18 protein-coding genes, 2 tRNA genes and 1 other RNA gene (1 of these 21 only partly in view) are annotated in these 14,960 nt (G+C 70.5%); 9 read left to right on the forward strand and 12 right to left on the reverse strand.

Annotated elements, in window-relative coordinates; all coding sequences use genetic code 11:
• Nucleotides 1-98: 98 nt before the first annotated feature.
• The gene (locus tag SY84_RS09275) at nucleotides 99-2,528 is read right to left on the reverse strand and encodes a glutamine--tRNA ligase/YqeY domain fusion protein (RefSeq protein WP_046843778.1); all 2,430 of its coding nucleotides are present in this window, start codon (nucleotides 2,526-2,528) and stop codon (nucleotides 99-101) included.
• Between the two features lie 98 nt (nucleotides 2,529-2,626).
• Nucleotides 2,627-3,100: a hypothetical protein gene (locus tag SY84_RS09280; protein ID WP_046843779.1), complete on the reverse strand. Its 474-nt coding sequence runs from the start codon at nucleotides 3,098-3,100 to the stop codon at nucleotides 2,627-2,629.
• A gap of 105 nt (nucleotides 3,101-3,205) precedes the next feature.
• Here SY84_RS09280 and SY84_RS09285 point away from each other — a divergent pair, with 105 nt between their 5' ends.
• Nucleotides 3,206-3,955 (forward strand): GNAT family N-acetyltransferase, encoded by a 750-nt coding sequence (locus SY84_RS09285; protein WP_046843780.1) that lies wholly within the window; start codon nucleotides 3,206-3,208, stop codon nucleotides 3,953-3,955.
• A 67-nt stretch (nucleotides 3,956-4,022) separates the two neighbouring features.
• Here SY84_RS09285 and SY84_RS09290 read toward each other — a convergent pair whose 3' ends face one another.
• From SY84_RS09290 to SY84_RS09305, 4 genes are all read right to left on the reverse strand, one after another.
• A complete protein-coding gene (locus SY84_RS09290; protein WP_046843781.1) occupies nucleotides 4,023-4,694 on the reverse strand; it encodes a hypothetical protein in 672 nt (223 codons plus the stop codon).
• A 144-nt stretch (nucleotides 4,695-4,838) separates the two neighbouring features.
• On the reverse strand, nucleotides 4,839-5,297 hold the full coding sequence (locus tag SY84_RS09295; RefSeq protein ID WP_046843782.1) for a hypothetical protein: 459 nt from the start codon (nucleotides 5,295-5,297) through the stop codon (nucleotides 4,839-4,841).
• A 96-nt stretch (nucleotides 5,298-5,393) separates the two neighbouring features.
• Nucleotides 5,394-6,566, reverse strand: coding sequence for a S1C family serine protease (locus SY84_RS09300; RefSeq protein WP_046843783.1), 1,173 nt, complete (start codon nucleotides 6,564-6,566; stop codon nucleotides 5,394-5,396).
• Nucleotides 6,567-6,629: 63 nt separating this feature from the next.
• Nucleotides 6,630-6,977: a hypothetical protein gene (locus SY84_RS09305; protein ID WP_046843784.1), complete on the reverse strand. Its 348-nt coding sequence runs from the start codon at nucleotides 6,975-6,977 to the stop codon at nucleotides 6,630-6,632.
• 133 nt (nucleotides 6,978-7,110) lie between these two features.
• Between SY84_RS09305 and SY84_RS09310 the strand changes: the two genes are divergently transcribed.
• Nucleotides 7,111-7,806 (forward strand): LexA family transcriptional regulator, encoded by a 696-nt coding sequence (locus tag SY84_RS09310; RefSeq protein WP_046843785.1) that lies wholly within the window; start codon nucleotides 7,111-7,113, stop codon nucleotides 7,804-7,806.
• Between the two features lie 56 nt (nucleotides 7,807-7,862).
• Nucleotides 7,863-8,309: a gamma-glutamylcyclotransferase family protein gene (locus SY84_RS09315; RefSeq protein ID WP_046843786.1), complete on the forward strand. Its 447-nt coding sequence runs from the start codon at nucleotides 7,863-7,865 to the stop codon at nucleotides 8,307-8,309.
• Nucleotides 8,310-8,362: 53 nt separating this feature from the next.
• Here the strand turns inward: SY84_RS09315 and rpsO are convergent, their stop codons facing one another.
• Nucleotides 8,363-8,638 carry a 30S ribosomal protein S15 gene (rpsO, locus tag SY84_RS09320; protein ID WP_046843787.1) on the reverse strand — a complete coding sequence of 92 codons (276 nt, stop codon included), beginning with the start codon at nucleotides 8,636-8,638 and terminating at the stop codon, nucleotides 8,363-8,365.
• A 180-nt stretch (nucleotides 8,639-8,818) separates the two neighbouring features.
• On the opposite strand from rpsO, the gene SY84_RS09325 reads away from it, so the two are divergent.
• Both SY84_RS09325 and ffs read left to right on the forward strand, forming a co-directional pair.
• A tRNA-Leu gene (locus SY84_RS09325) sits at nucleotides 8,819-8,902 on the forward strand.
• A gap of 129 nt (nucleotides 8,903-9,031) precedes the next feature.
• An RNA gene (gene ffs, locus SY84_RS16265) (signal recognition particle sRNA small type) lies at nucleotides 9,032-9,130 on the forward strand.
• Between the two features lie 69 nt (nucleotides 9,131-9,199).
• On the opposite strand, the gene SY84_RS09330 is transcribed toward ffs, so the two are convergent.
• Together SY84_RS09330 and SY84_RS09335 are read right to left on the reverse strand one after the other, a co-directional pair.
• Nucleotides 9,200-9,409, reverse strand: a complete 210-nt coding sequence (locus SY84_RS09330) for a hypothetical protein (protein WP_046843788.1) — start codon at nucleotides 9,407-9,409, stop codon at nucleotides 9,200-9,202.
• Nucleotides 9,410-9,465: 56 nt separating this feature from the next.
• Nucleotides 9,466-9,819, reverse strand: a complete 354-nt coding sequence (locus SY84_RS09335; protein ID WP_046843789.1) for a hypothetical protein — start codon at nucleotides 9,817-9,819, stop codon at nucleotides 9,466-9,468.
• Between the two features lie 88 nt (nucleotides 9,820-9,907).
• On the opposite strand from SY84_RS09335, the gene SY84_RS09340 reads away from it, so the two are divergent.
• Entirely contained in the window at nucleotides 9,908-10,630 is a 723-nt protein-coding gene (locus SY84_RS09340; protein WP_229755975.1) for a carbonic anhydrase, read from the forward strand.
• A gap of 60 nt (nucleotides 10,631-10,690) precedes the next feature.
• Here SY84_RS09340 and SY84_RS09345 read toward each other — a convergent pair whose 3' ends face one another.
• A complete protein-coding gene (locus tag SY84_RS09345) occupies nucleotides 10,691-11,926 on the reverse strand; it encodes an aminopeptidase (protein ID WP_046843791.1) in 1,236 nt (411 codons plus the stop codon).
• A 108-nt stretch (nucleotides 11,927-12,034) separates the two neighbouring features.
• On the opposite strand from SY84_RS09345, the gene SY84_RS09350 reads away from it, so the two are divergent.
• Nucleotides 12,035-12,111: transfer RNA gene (locus SY84_RS09350), tRNA-Pro, on the forward strand.
• Between the two features lie 245 nt (nucleotides 12,112-12,356).
• On the opposite strand, the gene thrB is transcribed toward SY84_RS09350, so the two are convergent.
• On the reverse strand, nucleotides 12,357-13,295 hold the full coding sequence (gene thrB / locus SY84_RS09355) for a homoserine kinase (protein WP_046843792.1): 939 nt from the start codon (nucleotides 13,293-13,295) through the stop codon (nucleotides 12,357-12,359).
• A gap of 324 nt (nucleotides 13,296-13,619) precedes the next feature.
• Here thrB and SY84_RS09360 point away from each other — a divergent pair, with 324 nt between their 5' ends.
• Together SY84_RS09360 and rpmB are read left to right on the forward strand one after the other, a co-directional pair.
• Nucleotides 13,620-13,886 carry a GlsB/YeaQ/YmgE family stress response membrane protein gene (locus SY84_RS09360; RefSeq protein ID WP_046843793.1) on the forward strand — a complete coding sequence of 89 codons (267 nt, stop codon included), beginning with the start codon at nucleotides 13,620-13,622 and terminating at the stop codon, nucleotides 13,884-13,886.
• Between the two features lie 227 nt (nucleotides 13,887-14,113).
• Nucleotides 14,114-14,329, forward strand: coding sequence for a 50S ribosomal protein L28 (rpmB, locus tag SY84_RS09365; RefSeq protein ID WP_046843794.1), 216 nt, complete (start codon nucleotides 14,114-14,116; stop codon nucleotides 14,327-14,329).
• A 203-nt stretch (nucleotides 14,330-14,532) separates the two neighbouring features.
• On the opposite strand, the gene lspA is transcribed toward rpmB, so the two are convergent.
• On the reverse strand, nucleotides 14,533-14,960 hold the 3' portion of the coding sequence (gene lspA / locus SY84_RS09370; RefSeq protein ID WP_229755976.1) for a signal peptidase II. Its footprint extends 97 nt past the window's final position; 428 of the gene's 525 nt are visible here — the last part of the coding sequence; the start codon falls outside the window, past its right edge; the stop codon is at nucleotides 14,533-14,535.

The following is a 14,960-nucleotide window of genomic DNA, read 5'->3' on the forward strand; positions in this document are numbered from 1 at the left end:
GAGCGAGTGGGAGCAAGGCGGGTGCCGGGCGTGGAGTCGCCCCCCGGTGGCGTTCCGGGGGGCGACGAAGCAGACGGCATCCGCCTGAGGGGTGCGCGTCAGCCGTTCAGCGCGGCCTGCAGCGCGGCGTTCAGCGCGGCGGGGTCGGCCTTGCCACCGGTGGCGCGCATGACCTGCCCGGTGAAGAAGCCCAGCAGCGCGGTGCGGCCGCCCCGGTAGGCGTCCACCTTGTCGGCGTTGTCGGCCATGACCTGCGCGATGGCGGCGTTCAGGGCGCCCTCGCTGAGGCCCCCGGCGAGGTTCTCGCGCTCGATGATCGCGGCGGGCGCCTCGCCGGTCTGCGCGGCGCGGGCCAGGACGTCGCGGGCGACGCGGGTGGTGACCGTCTTCCCGGCCAGCAGCTCGGCCAGCGGGGCCAGATCAGCCGCCAGCACGCGCACCTCTCCGGCCCGCAGGCCCGGTGCGAGGTCGTTCGCGGTCCAGCTGGCGACCTGCGCGAACGTATCGTCGGTGGCGGCGCCCCCCAGGAAGGCCAGCAGCGCGGCGTCGCGGGCGAGGGTGCGCGCCTCGGCGTCCGGGACGCCCAGGCCAGTCAGGCGGGTCACCTCGGTCTCCTGCTCGGGGGTCAGGGCGGCGGGCGCGGCCTTCTCGGCGTGCTCGGTTTTTGCCTGCTGGGTTTTAGCAGGCTTGGGCGCTTTCGCGGGCGCCTCGGCCTTCTGCGTGGCTTTCGCCCAGGCGTCCTTCAGCGTGATGATCCGCCCGAACACCAGCGCGTCCTCACGGCTGTCCACCGGGTCGCGCCAGAAGTAGCCCTGCCGCTCGAACTGGTAGCGGGTGCCTGCGGGGTCGCGCGTGACGCTGGGTTCCACCAGTCCGCGCGTGACGCGCAGGCTGTCGGGGTTCAGGAACGCCATGAACGCATCGTCGAGGGGTCTGGTCTCGTCCTCGTGGCCGATCTCCTCAGGGTTGAAGTCGGGGGCGATGGGTTCGGCCTGCGCGTCCTCGGGGTTGGCGGCCTCGGGGTTGGGGACGCGGAACAGGCGGTCGTACAGGCGGAACTCGGCAGGGACGCCGTGCTCGGCGCTGACCCAGTGGATCACGCCGCCCGCCCTGGCGTCCTCGCCCAGCAGCGTGGCGTACACGCGCGTGACCTGCCCGTCCGCGCCGATGTCGAAGCGGTCGGCGCGGATGATGCCCGCCCCGCGCAGCCGCACCGTGCCGCCCGGCGTGAGACGCTTGAAGCCCCTGGGCGGCTCGGGGTTGAAGTCCTCGCGTTCGATCACCAGTTCGCGGGTCAGCGGCACGTCGCGCACCGCAGCCTCGGGGGCCACCCGCTCCCCGGTGGGTAGGGCGACCAGGCCGTCGGGCGAGTCGCGCACCACGTCGAACGGCCAGTAGGGGAGACTCAGCGTCTGCGCCTCGGTCAGGTTTTCCAGTGTGACCGGCAGCGGGTCGAGCACCGCCATCACGCGCGGCGCGCGGTGGTTCAGGTCATTGCGCACGGCGTTCTCGTACACGCTCAGGTCCACGGTGCGGTTCGTGCGGCTCACGCCGATCTGCGCCGCGAAGGCCCGCACCGCCTCCGGCGTGACGCCCAGGCGGCGCTGCGCGCGCAGGGTGGGCATGCGCGGGTCATCCCAGCCGTGCACCTTTCCGGCCTCCACGAGCTTGCGCAGCTTGCGCTTACTCGTGATCGTGTACTCCAGGCCGCGCCGCCCGAACTCGTACTGGTGCGGGCGCGGGCTGAAGCCCAGACGCTCCATCAGCCAGTCGTAGATGGCGCGGTTGTCCACGAACTCCAGGCTGCACATCGAGTGCGTCACGCCCTCCAGCGCGTCCTGCAGGGGGTGCTGGAAGTCGTACATGGGGTAGATGCACCACGCGTCCCCCGCGCGGTAGTGATGGCCGCGCAGGATGCGGTACAGCACCGGGTCGCGCAGCTTCATGTTCGGGCTGCCCAGGTCGATCTTCGCGCGCAGCACATGCGCGCCGTCCGGGAATTCCCCGGCGCGCATGCGGCGCAGCAGGTCTAGGTTCTCCCCCGGCGTGCGGTCCCGGTAGGGGCTGGGCGTGCCGGGCGTGCGGGCGTCGCCACGCAGGCGCGCCATCTCGTCGCCCGTCACGGAGTCCACGTACGCGTCGCCCTGCTTTACGAGCTGCTCGGCGTACGCGTAGTACTGCTCGAAGTGGTCGCTGGCGTAGTACAGGTGCTCGCCCCAGTCCCAGCCCAGCCAGCGCAGGTCGTCCGCGATGGCGTCCGCGTACTCCTGCGTCGCGAGTTCCGGGTTGGTGTCGTCCATGCGCAGGTGGTAGCGCCCGCCGTACTGCGCGGCCGTCTGGAAATCCAGGAACGACGCAAAAATATGTCCCAGGTGCGCGTACCCGCTCGGTTCCGGCGGGAAGCGCGTCACGACCTGCGGGTACCTGCCGCTACTCAGGTCGCGTTCGATGATCTCGGTGATGAAGTTCGGGGCCACGCGCGGCGCGCTGTCACTGGCGGCGGGAGGAGTGGAGTCGGGGGCCGTCATGCCGCCCAGCATAGCGGTGCGCGGCGCCCGTCCGCCCGACCCTCACGACAGTTCACGCCCCCGGAATGGTGTCCCCGGGGGCGTGGGCGGTGCTGGGTTTACAGCGTGACGTGGTACGTGACGACCGCAGGCACTAGGAACAGTGCGCCCATGATGAACGACAGCGCCAAGTTGTGCTCCTCGCGCATCTCGCGGCGGATGTAGCGCAGCACGCCCTCACCCTTACGCCGGGCGAGGCTGCCGAACACGGCCAGGACGCCCAACGTGAACAGCAGCAGCGTCACGACGACCGCCACGGCCAGCCACGTGAACGCCTCCTCCCACGTGCCGCCTTCGGGCACGGGGCTGGCGATGGTGCGGCTCAGCAGCAGGCTGAAGCCCAGCGACACCCAGAAGAACACCGCGCCGATCGCGGCCGTCTGGTGCTCCTCGATCTCGGTGATCAGTTCCCGCACCCGCACGCCCAGCACCGCGCGGATGAACAGCAGGCTGATCAGCAGGGTGGGCAGCCACACGGCGAGGTTCCAGCCCAGTTCGGTGGCCAGGGTCGTCAGCAGGTCGGTGGGGGTCATGACCTCCAGTTATACAGGGCGCGCCCGGTGGCCCGGTGCGAAGCTGACCAGCAATTCGGGCGGAACTTGCAGTGCCCCGCGCCGCGCTCTCCTACCCTGGGCGGCATGACGAGCCTGACCTTCACGCTGCGGCACGTGACCGACCCCGGCGACCCGGCCATCGCCGCGTTCGGCCGCGTGCAGGAGGCCAGCTACTACGCGCCGGACATGCTGATCCCTCCGGAGGTCTTCGCGCAGCTGATCACGCGCCGCAGCCCGCAGCGCGAGGACCGGCTGCTCGTCGCGCAGACCCCAGGCGGCGAGGTGCTGGGGGGCACCCTATACGCCCTGCTGCCCCTGCCGGGCGACGTGCGCGGCGCGGGCTTCAACTCGTTCATGGCGGTCACGCGCGCCGCGCGGGGGCTGGGCGTGGGCCGCGCCCTGCACAGCGAGGCCCTGCGCGTGGTGCAGGCGGCGGGCCTGGCGGGCATGTTCGCCGACAGCGTTCACCCGGGCCGCCAGAGTGCAGAGGACCGTGCGGCCGAGGCCGCGACCGGCGTGGACCCTGTGCAGCGGCGCGCGGCGCTGCACGCGCTGGGCCTGCGCACCGTGGACGTGCCGTACTGGCAGCCGGTGGGCGGCCCGGATGGCGGCCCGCTGACGGATCTGGACCTGCTGTACCAGCCGGTGCAGCCCGCCGGGCGTGTGCCGCTGGCCCTGGTGACGGGCGTGCTGCGCGCGTACTGGAGCGGCTGGCTGGGTGAGGGCCGCGCGCAGGCGGAAGCGCAGGCGCTCGCCGACCGTGCCGGACACGTGCAGGACGCCCCTCTGCTCCCCGGCACGAGCACGGCGACATGGTGGAATGAAGGTCAATAGGGTCTGAGGGATGTGGGGGGAGGTGGGGTTGCCTTGGCCCCTTCAACCTTTGACTCTCAGACTCTCTTCACGGCTTCAGTCCGTCCAGTACGCGTTTTGCCTGGGCCTGAAGGTCACGCTCTAGGGGAGTAGCCGCGTTCAGGGTGACGGCGCGGGTCAGGGTGGCGCGGGCCTGGGGGTCTTTGATGAGGCTCAGGGCGATGCCCGCGTGGGCCTGGACGAACAGGGTGTCGGGGGCGCGGCGGGCAGCGGCGGCGGCGAGGGTGCGGGCGCGGTCCTGGTTGCCGCCGCTGAAGATCCCGGCTTTCGCCCAGGCGCCGGCGTGCCATTCGGCCAGGACGGCCTGGATGTCGGCGCGGTCTGGCGCGAGGCTCAGGGCGCGGTCCAGGGCGGCGCGGGCCTGCTGCGCGGTGTTCAGGGCGCCCAGCGTGTACCCTCCGGCGCGGGCCTGGAGGCCCAGGGCGCTGCCGAGGGCGAGGTGCGCGTCGGGGTCGCCGGGGCGGGTGGCGGTGGCCTGCCGGGCGGCCTGCACGGCGCGGGCGGTCCAGTCGCGTCCGCCGGCGCGGTACTCGGTCATGGCGGCGGCGGCGCGGCTGGCGGTCACGGCGTCCCCGCCCGCCTGGGCGCGGGCGTACACCTGGGCGTAGTCGCCGCCGCTCAGCGGGTCCGGGGTGGGCTGGGCGGCGCCCGTGCCGAGCAGGAGCAGGAGGGTGGTGGGGAACAGGGGGCCGCGCTTCACGGGTCCCAGGCTAGCGGGTGGGTGTGAAGCGCGGCTGATGAGGAGCCTCCGGTGGAACGGTGCCTGTTGACCGTTCCACCCGAGCGGATGCGATTCGGAGAGCTGCTCCGCAGAGTGGGAGTGAAACGGACGGCCTCCGTTCTCCTATGCGGCGGGTTGCTCGGTGGGGGTGGCCTCGGTGTCGGGGGTGCGGCGGGTCCGGGTGGGCCGCTCGCCCGCGTCGGTGGGGGCGCTGATACGGGTCAGGGTGGCGTCGAAGGCGCGCAGGGCGTCGCTGCCTTCCAGTTCGGTGACGGCGCGGGCGTTCAGCGCGGCGAGTTCCTCGCGGGTGACGGCGTACTCGGGCGCCTCGTGGCCCTTAAGGCTGTGCAGGACGCGGTAGGCGGTGGGGGCCTGGATGGTGGCGCCCTTGCTGGTGGTGATGACGGGGTCGGTGTGCATGTCGGCGCCGATCAGGGTGATGCTCTCGGGGCTGATCAGGGTGACGCGGTCGCCGCGTTCCTCCATGTGCGCGGCGAGTTGCAGCAGGCCGCGCAGGTCGAGCATCTGGTGGAAGAGGTCGAGGTGGGCGAGCATCGCTCCGGCTTTTTTCAGGGTGTCCATAGCTCGCATTATTCTGTTTTAGGCAGAATTGTCAAGACTTATTACGACAATATGAAGACCGGGGCGTGGTGACCCCGGTCCCGATGCGTTCGCGCCTCAGTCGCTGAGTTTGCTGCGCCCCACCAGCGTGACCTTCACCTCCAGCGGCTTGCCGTCCCGCAGGACACTCAGGGTCACGGTGTCGCCCGGCTGGAAGGCGCGCACCGCGTACTGGAACTCCGCGAAGTTCACGATGCGTCTGCCGTTCACGGCAGTCACGATGTCCCCGGACACGCGTTTGGCGTCGCCGTTCAGCACCAGGGGTTTCAGTCCGGCCTGCGCGGCGGGACTGCCGCGCGACACGCTCGTGAAGAACGCGCCGGGCGTGTCGCCCAGGTTCAGCAGTTTCGTCAGTTCCTGAAAGCCCGCGCTGGGCAGGAAGAACAGGTCCGAGAACACGCCGCCCAGCCCGATGCCGATCACGGGTGCGTCGCGCTTCTCGCCGCGTTTCATGGCGGCCACTCGGGCGTCGCTGGTGGACACGGGCACCGCGTACGAGCGGGGCTGGCTGTTCTGCGTCATGCGGATGTAACTGACAATGCCGGTCACCTCGCCCCTGACGTTCACGACCGGGCCGCCGCTGTCGCCGGGGATCAGCGGGGCGTTCATTTCCAGCGTGCCGGGCGGGAAGTCCGCGCGGCCGGGGTCGCTGTCCAGGCCCAGCAGGCGCCCGGTCTTGGGTGTCAGGAACGCCCCGCCGCCGTTCCCGATCGCCAGTGCGGTCTCGCCCACAGCGGGGCGCGCGGCGGCCAGCGGGAGGAACGGTGTGCCCCTGGGCACGTTCACGCGCAGCAGGGCGAGGTCGTCCTGGTCGTTGTACCCGATCACCTGCGCCGGGTAGCGGGTCTTGTTCAGCAGCTGCACGCTCAGGTCCGGCGCGCCCCGGATGACGTGGTACGCGGTGAGGATCAGGCCGTCCTCGCTGATCAGCACGCCGGAACCCAGGCCGTCCGGATCGTCGCACTGGGTGGCGCGGCACTGCTCGACGCGCACGGTGGCGGGCCGCACCCGGCTGACCAGCGCCTGGAGCGCCGCCTGTTCGGTGGCACTCAGGGGCGCGCCGCTGCGCACCCGGCGTTCCTGCGGGGTGGCCGTGGCCGGACTGGTGGGGGTTGCCGGGCTGGCGGGGGCGGTCTGGGCCCAGGTCGGGGTGGCGGCCAGCAGGAGCGTGAGCAGCGGGGCCAACAGGGCAGGGCGGGCGGGGACGCCCGGCGCGCGCTTGAGGTTCATGGGGCATTCTGCGCGCGGGAGGTGGGGGGCGGTTGTGGCGGAACTCTCCATCTGAACCTCCGGTCAATCCTGCGGGCGTCCGGTGGGGGCGGCGGGGGCGCGCAGGCCCAGCTGCCGCTCGACCAGGCCACCCAGGCGGGCCAGGATGCCGGGGCCGCTCCAGCCGGTCACGCAGGCCAGCGCGAGCAGCAGCGCCGGGTCGGGGTGCGGGAGGGCAGCGCGGGTCAGCGCGGTGACGGTCAGGGCAGCGATGCCGGCGGCGGCAGCCAGGGCCAGGGTGGGGCGCAGTCGGGGTGGGCCGGGCCGCGCGAGGAGGCGGGTCAGCTGGGTCAGGCTGCCTGCACTGAAACTCAGGAGCAGCAGGGGCAGCAGGTCGCGCAGCGTGGGGGCGAGGGGAGACGGGTCGGGCATGACGGACCTCCAGCGGCAGGACGAGCGTACGAATCAGGACGACCCTGATCTGTCTACATCATAATATGTCTACCGACATATGTCAAGATGCAATACCTCAATCTAGGCATCACCGTCCGGGTACACTCGCACCATGTCCCGCCCCACCTCCTCAGACGACCTCGCCGGGTGGCTGCGACAGCGCCGGCAGACCCTCGGCCTCGGGCAGCACGACCTCAGTCAGCTCACCGGGGACCTCGGCGGTCCCGACGGGCGGGTCACGCAGCCGTACCTCAGCCGCCTCGAACGCGGCGAACGCGCCCTAGGCGCCCTGACCGCCCAGCGGCAGGACGCGCTGCGCCGCGCGCTGGACGTCACCCTCAGCGAGTGGACCGCCCGCACTGGCCTGCGCGCCCTGGCCCCCGCCCCCCGCGAGGACCTGCTGGGCAGCCTGGAACTCATCCGCGTGCCGGTCCGCGCGCTGGCCAGCGCCGGACTGCCCCTCACCGAGGACCACGCCAGCGTCATCGACTATGAACTCGTGCCGCTGCGCGACCACCGCCCCGGCATGCTGGTGTTGCAGGTGCAGGGCGACTCCATGACCACCGAGCACGGCGGCCTGCGCCCCGGCGACCGCGTGTACGTCGACCCTGGCGACCTCGACCTGCGCGAGGGCCGCGTGTACGTCCTGCACGTCCCGGGCCTGGGCCTGACCGTCAAACGCCTGCGCCGCTACGGCGATCAGCTGTGGCTGTCCAGCGACAACCCCGACCACCCCCCCGTCCGCCCGGAGGAAGCCACCGTGATCGGCCGGGTGTACTACCACCAGCCGCAGGGCCAGCGACTCTAGGCAGCGGCCCTGGGACAGGACCCCGTGTGCTCTTCCGGCAGCGCTACAGTCCGGGCATGACCGACCCCGCCATTCCCCGCGTGTTCGTGTACGGCACCCTGCTCCCCGGCGAGCGCAACGCCCACGTCGCTGCGCGCGGCTTCACCGCCCAGGCGGCCACGCTGCGCGGCTTCACCCTGCACCACCTCCACCCCGAGGGGTACCCGGCCCTGACCCCCGGCCCGGCGGACGCGGCGGTGCGCGGCGCAGTCCTGACCTACGACCCGCAGGCCTGGAAGGCAGCCTTGCCGGGCCTGGACGACCTGGAGGGCCTGTACGACACGCCGCCCCTGTACACCCGTCAGGTGGCTCCCGTGACGCTGGAGGGGGGAGAGGAGATTACCGCCTGGGTGTACGTGTACGCCCGTGCGGAGCGCCTCCTGGCGCCCGGCGCCCGCGTGGTGCCCGGAGGCGACTGGCGTGACCTGCCGGACCGTGACCACCCCGGCGCGGACGGCCGGTAACAGAACACCGCCGCCCATCCTTGCGGGGGGCGGCGGTCTGCGGGGCGCGGGTCTTAGCGGACGATGCGCTGGCCGCGGCGGATCTTCAGCTGGTCCGTCAGGGCGATGTACTCGTCGTAGCTGGTGCGCTCGAGGTACTTCAGCAGGCGGCGGCGCTGACCGTTCAGGAGCTGCAGGCCGCGCTGGCCGTGCTTGTCCTTCTTGTTGGCGGTCAGGTGGGTCGACAGGTTGTTGATGCGCTCGGTCAGGAGGGCGATCTGGACGGCAGTGCTGCCGGTGTCAGTGCCGTGCTTGGCGTGGGTCTCGATGGTCTGCTTCTTGTCGATCATTGTGATACCTCTCTTGTTGTGGTGTCCCGTGCGTGTCAGCCAGGAAAAAACCGGTGTTCGCCGGGGCCCGACCGCATCACGACGGCAAACGCGAGCATAGCACGTCCGCACGCGGGCGCAAGCATGCGTCTTGACACGCGCGCACTTCACCCCTAGTATTGCTTTCGCCTCTCACCCAATGCTCGGGTGGCGGAATTGGTAGACGCGCACGTTTGAGGGGCGTGTAGCTTAGCTGTGTGGGTTCAAGTCCCATCCCGAGCACCACCAGATGCGCCGGATCTTCGGATTCCGGCGCTTCTTCTATGGAGTGCCACACCGGCCTGCCGCGCGTCCGCCGCGCCGCGCATGGAGGACTGCACAGCCCCGGCAGGCATGTGCTATGGTCTGGACGCATTGCTGGCGCAGCGCAGCGTGAACGCTCGAACCTGGTCAGGGCCGGAAGGCAGCAGCCATAAGGGATGATTCGCGGGTGCCGCTGCTCACCGGCAATGCTTTTTTCATGCCACCCATCAGAGGCGGCCCCGGACATCGCGTCGGGGCCGCCTCTGCGCTTGCGGCGCGTCAGCGGGTCAGGCGGTCGAGTTCACTCTGCGCGCCGCTCAGGCGGGCCAACCGCACCTCGCGTTCCGTCCGGACGTGCGCCGTCCTCGTGAACGCCTCGCCGCGCTCCGGCCACGCGCCCACCCCCGTCCAGATCAGCACGTCGCCGGGCAGCTGACGGTGGGCGGGCAGGGCCGGATTCAGCAGTGGATGCAGGGAGGTCAGCGTCATGCTCCCAGCGTGGGGGGCCCCTGTCAGCGTGGCGTCCCCGCCCGGTCAGCGCCCCGTCAGCGGGTCTTGGGCTGCAGCACCAACGCCTGCGTCTCCTTCACGACGGCCAGTTCGCGCAGCCGCTCGCCGTCCAGATCCCCGGCCTTCACGAGGGCGTCCGCCCGCCGGCGGTCAATCGTGGCGACCTCCAGCGCCGCGGCGTCTCCGAACACCTCCCGGAAGCGCTCCAGGGGGTACTCCACGCGCCGTGAGGCCTTCAGCGTGGCGCGGTACAGGTCCGTCTCGGCGTGTTCACCGTCCAGCAGCGCCGCCTTGATCTGCGCGCCCAGCTCGTCCCGTTCGGCTTCCAGGCCCAGGATCGTGTCGCGCAGGGTCGCGTAGCGTTCGAGCAGCTCGGTCAGCGTATCCATCCGGACAGCATAGCCACCCCGCGCGGCCGGGCGGGGTGACTGGACGGGGTTCAGCAGCCCCCGCAGGCCGGACGCTAGCATGCCGCACATGGACGATTCCGCCGCGCAGATCGCTGCCGACCTCGAGCGCCGCATCCTGGACGCCATCCGCCGGGGCGCGAGCATGGAGGACATCGCGGACATCAAGGAGTCCGACGTCGCCACGCCCGACGCCGCCATCCAGTCGCTCAAGGACGGCAACGCCCGTTTCTTCAGCGGGCAGGCCACCCGCCCCGAGATGAGCGCCAACGAACGCCGCGCGCAGATCATGGGCCAGACGCCGTACGCCGCGATCCTGGCGTGCAGCGACAGCCGCGTGCCGGTCGAACTGGTGTTCGATCAGGGCCTGGGGCAGCTGTTCGTGGTGCGCGTCGCCGGGAACGTCGTCGGCGAGGCCGGACTGGGCACCCTGGAGTACGCCATCCGCCACCTGGACGTGCACCTGGTCGTCGTGATGGGCCACGAGGCCTGCGGGGCGGTCGCGGCCGCGCTGCTGCCCGAGGAGCGCGTCGCGGAGGAACCCCACCACCTCCAGAACCTGATCCGCCGCATCCAGCCCAGCCTGCAGGCCATGCCGGTCATCCGCGACAAGAAGGCCCGCATGCGCGAGGCGGTCCTGAACAACGTCCGCTACCAAGTGAGCCTCCTGCGCGACGAACCGGTCATCCGCGAGGCGGAGGCTGCCGGGCAGATCCGTGTGATCGGCGCGTACTACGAGATCGGCAGCGGCGCCGTGGACTTCCTGGTGGACGAGGACGACCTGCGGCCCTGAACCGGGACAACAGGCGGGGCGGAGGTGCCAAGCGGCCTCCGCCCCGCCTGCCGCCTGCGTTCAGATGACGAATTCGCCGGCGCGCATCACGGCCTCGCGCTGCCCGTCCTTCGTGATGCCGTCCACGTCGATGCGGTCACTGCCGATCATCCAGTCCACGTGCGTGAGGCTGTCGTTGCCGCCTCGGGCATTGAAGTCCTCCAGGCTCATGTCCACGCCGCCCTTGACGTTGAAGCGGTACGCGCTGCCGATGGCGATGTGCGAGGCGGCGTTCTCGTCGTACAGGGTGTTGAAGAAGAACAGGCCCGAGCGGCTGATCGGGCTGGAGTGCGGCACCAGCGCCACCTCGCCCAGGCGGTGGCTGCCCTCGTCCGTCTCGATCATCTTCAGCAGCGCGCCCTCGCCCTGCTCGGCGCTCGCGCCCGTGATCCGGCCGGCCTTGAACTCGATGCGGATCCCGTCGATCAGCGTGCCGTTGTACGACAGGGGCTTGGTGCTCACCACCGTGCCGTCCACCCGCTCGCGGTGCGGGGCGGTCCAGACCTCCTCAGTGGGGATGTTCGCCGTGAACGTGATCCCGCCGGGCGTGTCGGCCGCGCCGCCGCCCCACACGTGATCGTCCGCGAGACCCACGGTCAGGTCCGTTTCGCCGCCCCGGAAGTGCAGCGCGGCGTACTGCTTGCCGGTCAGCAGGTCGCGGCGGCGCTTCAGGTCAGCCAAGTGCGCCTCCCAGCGTTCCACCGCGTCCGGCTGGTCGGCGCGGGTCGCGGCGAAGATCGCATCCCACTGCTGCGTTACGGCCTGTTCGGCGCTCGCGTCGGGGAACATCAGCTGCGCCCAGCCGCTGACCGGCGCGCTGATCAGGTTCCAGTTCAGACGGTTGGTCATCACCTGCGCGGTGTACGGACGGCGGTACGCCGCGACCGTCCGCTGGTGCGTCGCCACGCGCTCGGGGTCCACGCCGCCCAGCAGGTTCGGGTTCGTCGCGCGGATTGCGATCACGGCGCCGCCCGCCTCGGCCGTCTCGATCTCGGCGTCCACGCGCCAGCGGCTGATCTGCTCGAAGGTGCCGTCCGGGGCCAGCTCGAAGCGCGCCAGCTGCACGTCGTCATCGTCCCAGCGCACGTCCACGAAGCTCGCGCCCGCCGCATACGCCTCGCGCACCACCAGCCGCGCCAGCTGCGCCGTCTCCACCGGGGCCTGCACCAGCACGCGCTGACCGGGCTTCACGCCCAGGCCCACCCGCACCGCCAGACGCGCGTAGTTGCGAAGCTTCTCGTCAAAAGTCAGGGTCATGCCCGGCAGGATAGCCACGCCACCCCCGCAGATACAAAGCGCGTCCCGCCAGCCCGGCATGCCCTTGACGGATTCAGGAACGCCCCCTATAGTTTTGGGGCTGGATGTCGAGGCGTAGCGCAGCCTGGTAGCGCACTACCTTGGGGTGGTAGGGGTCGTGAGTTCAAATCTCGCCGCCTCGACCAGCACGGAAGCTCCTCCTAGAGGGGCTTCCTTCTTTTTGTCCCGCACGGTTGAAGCGCCGCCCCTTTTGACCGGGGCGGCGCTTCGTGTGTTGAGAAGGGCTCATGGCGACAGGCAGGTCTACACGGATCCGGCGGGTGTCCGAGGGTCCAGGAGGCTGCGGGTCCAAGAAGAACTGGCACACGCTGGTCTTCACCTCTTCGACCGTCAAACTTTCAGATCACGCGCACGCCAATCTGGACCGGGATCAGGCATCCCGGTCGACCAGCGTCCCGGCGGTGTCGATGGGGAAGTCCATGACGCGGCCCTCCAGGCCGTTGCGCTTCATGACGCCGTGCAGGTACGCGTGCAGGGGCGCGGTGGGTTCGCGGGTGTCGTGGAAGCACAGCACGGTGGGCCCGGCGCCGCTGAGGGCCGCGCCGAGCGCACCGTGCTTCCAGGCTTCCTCCAGGATGTCGCTCAGGCCCGGCACCAGGGGCGCGCGCCAGATCTGGTGGATGTAGTCCTGCATGGCGTGGCGCAGCAGGTCCAGTCGCCCCTGCGCGAGCGCGGCGGCCAGCAGCGCAGCGTGGGACAGGGCGTGCACGGCGTCGGCGCGGCTGTACTCCTTGGGCAGCACGGCGCGGGCCTTGCTGGTGCTCAGCTCGAAGTCCGGGATCAATACGGTCACGCCCAGGTGCGCAGGTGGGTCCAGCCGGACGTAGTGCGTGCCGAGCTTGTCCAGCGTGGCCACGACAATCCCGCCGAACAGGGCCGGGGCGACGTTGTCCGGGTGGCCTTCCTCGCGTGCGGCGACGTCCAGCACCGCCAGGTCGTCCAGGGGGCGGCCCAGCAGTTCGTTCCCGGCGACGATCCCGGCGACCAGCGCGGCGGCGCTGCTGCCCAGGCCGCGGGCCAGGGGCACGTCGGTCTCGATCTCGATGCGGGCGGGCGGCAGGGGGCGCCCGGCGCGGGTCGCGGCGAGTTGCATGGCGCGGTACACGTAGTTGCTCTCGTCGGCGGGCGTGCCGTCCAGTTCGGGGCCCAGCGGGACGACCTGCGTGGTGGCCTGCGGCGTGACGCGCAGTGTGGTGTACAGCGGCACGCTCAGGCCCAGGCTGTCGAAACCGGGGCCGAGGTTGGCGCTGCTGGCCGGGGCGCGCACCGTGAACGGTGTGGTCTGGGGTGGGGGTGGGGTTCCGGGCATGGGGTGGGGCCTCCGTGTGCCCGCCATGCTACCCAGCCGCCCGCTGCCGGAGGGGGGCCGGGATAGGGCAGTGGGGGCAACGCTGGACTAACTGTCTTACGGGTCAGGTCAGAAATGAGCGTCAGGCAGGGCATTCAGGCCCTCAGTCCTTACCCCAGGTTTGCGGGACATCCATCCCGCCTTCAACCCCCCTTGAGAAAGTACGGGTCTCCACAATTGGGGGTCTGGACGGGTCGCATGCTGCTCTCACAACGAAACGGTTCACAGCGAACGCAGGAATCGTTGAATCCCATCACAAGTAACCAGTAAACGGAGGTAGGAATCATGGGTTGGATCATCACTATTCTGGTTGGTGCACTGTGCGGCTGGCTCGCGAGCCTCATCATGAAGACCGACGCCCAGCAGGGCGCGATCGCCAACATCCTGATCGGGATTGTCGGCAGCCTCCTGGCCCAGGCGGTCTTCGGCAGCTGGCTGAACATCGGCGGCGACGTGGCTGGCAACGGCTTCAGCTTCTGGAGCATCGTGTGGGGCGTGGTGGGCAGCGTGGTGCTGATCGCCATCCTCAAGGCCCTGCGCGTCCTGCGCTAAGCCCTGTACTCTCCACGTCCGGACAGGCCCCTCGCCTGTCCGGCTTTTCTGTGGGGCGTGCCGCGGGACCAGTGGTGGCTGTGGGTGACGCTCACCCCTTTGCCTGCTGGCCTTCCGGTGTGCTACATTCGGACGGCTTGTCTGATTCGGGCTGGCGCGGCACGGCACCCAGAACGGGTACCCCCCCGGCCCAGAAGGAAAAATCAGGCTCAAGAAGGAGAGTCATCATGGCGAAAGTGTGCGAAGTGTGCGGTAAGGGGCCGATCGTGGTGAACTCGGTCATCCGCCGCGGTAAGGCCCGCGCTGCGGGCGGCGTGGGTCGTAAGGTCACGGGCGTCACCAAGCGTGTTCAGAAGCCCAACCTGCAACCCCTCACGGTCACCCGTGGCGGCGTCAGCCTGCGCCTGCGCGTGTGCAGCAAGTGCCGTAAGGCCGTTGCCTGATTCCTGATTAGGATCTCGTATCGCCCCCAGCCCTGTGGCAGGGGGCGACTCGCTTTCATCCCTGATCACCGGTCCTCTGGCCGGAGATAAGGGTCATCCGTGGTGGCCGTCGCCGGGCAACCCCGCCAGCGAGGACATCACCCGTCGTCAAGACAGACCGCCGCCCGGTGCTGGGGCGGCGGTCCGTTCTCCGAGGCCAGCGGTCAGATGCTGGGCTTGCGGCGGTCCCCGACGAAACTCGCGACGAGCAGCAGCAGGGTGCCTAGGACCACGCACGAGTCGGCGATGTTGAAGATCGGGAAGTTCCCGGCGTTCAGGGCCTGTGTGATGCCGCTCAGCAGCGGCGAGTGGATCATGTCCGTCACCTTGCCCTGCCGCAGGCCGTCAATGGCGTTCCCGATGGCCCCGGCGGCGATCATGCTCAGCGTGACGCTCAGCAGGCGCGGCTGTGGACGCACCAGCAGGTACACCAGGATGCCCAGGCCGATCACGAGGCGACCCAGGGCCAGCGGCGCGGCGCTGCCGCTGAACATGCTCCAGGCGGCGCCGGTGTTGAAGGTCAGCACCCAGTCGATCAGGCCCGGAATGAACGGGCGGGCCGGGAGGCCCTCCTGCAGGTTCGCGAGCGCCC

The organism is Deinococcus soli (ex Cha et al. 2016) (assembly GCF_001007995.1).
GTDB classification, from domain to species: Bacteria; Deinococcota; Deinococci; order Deinococcales; family Deinococcaceae; genus Deinococcus; species Deinococcus soli.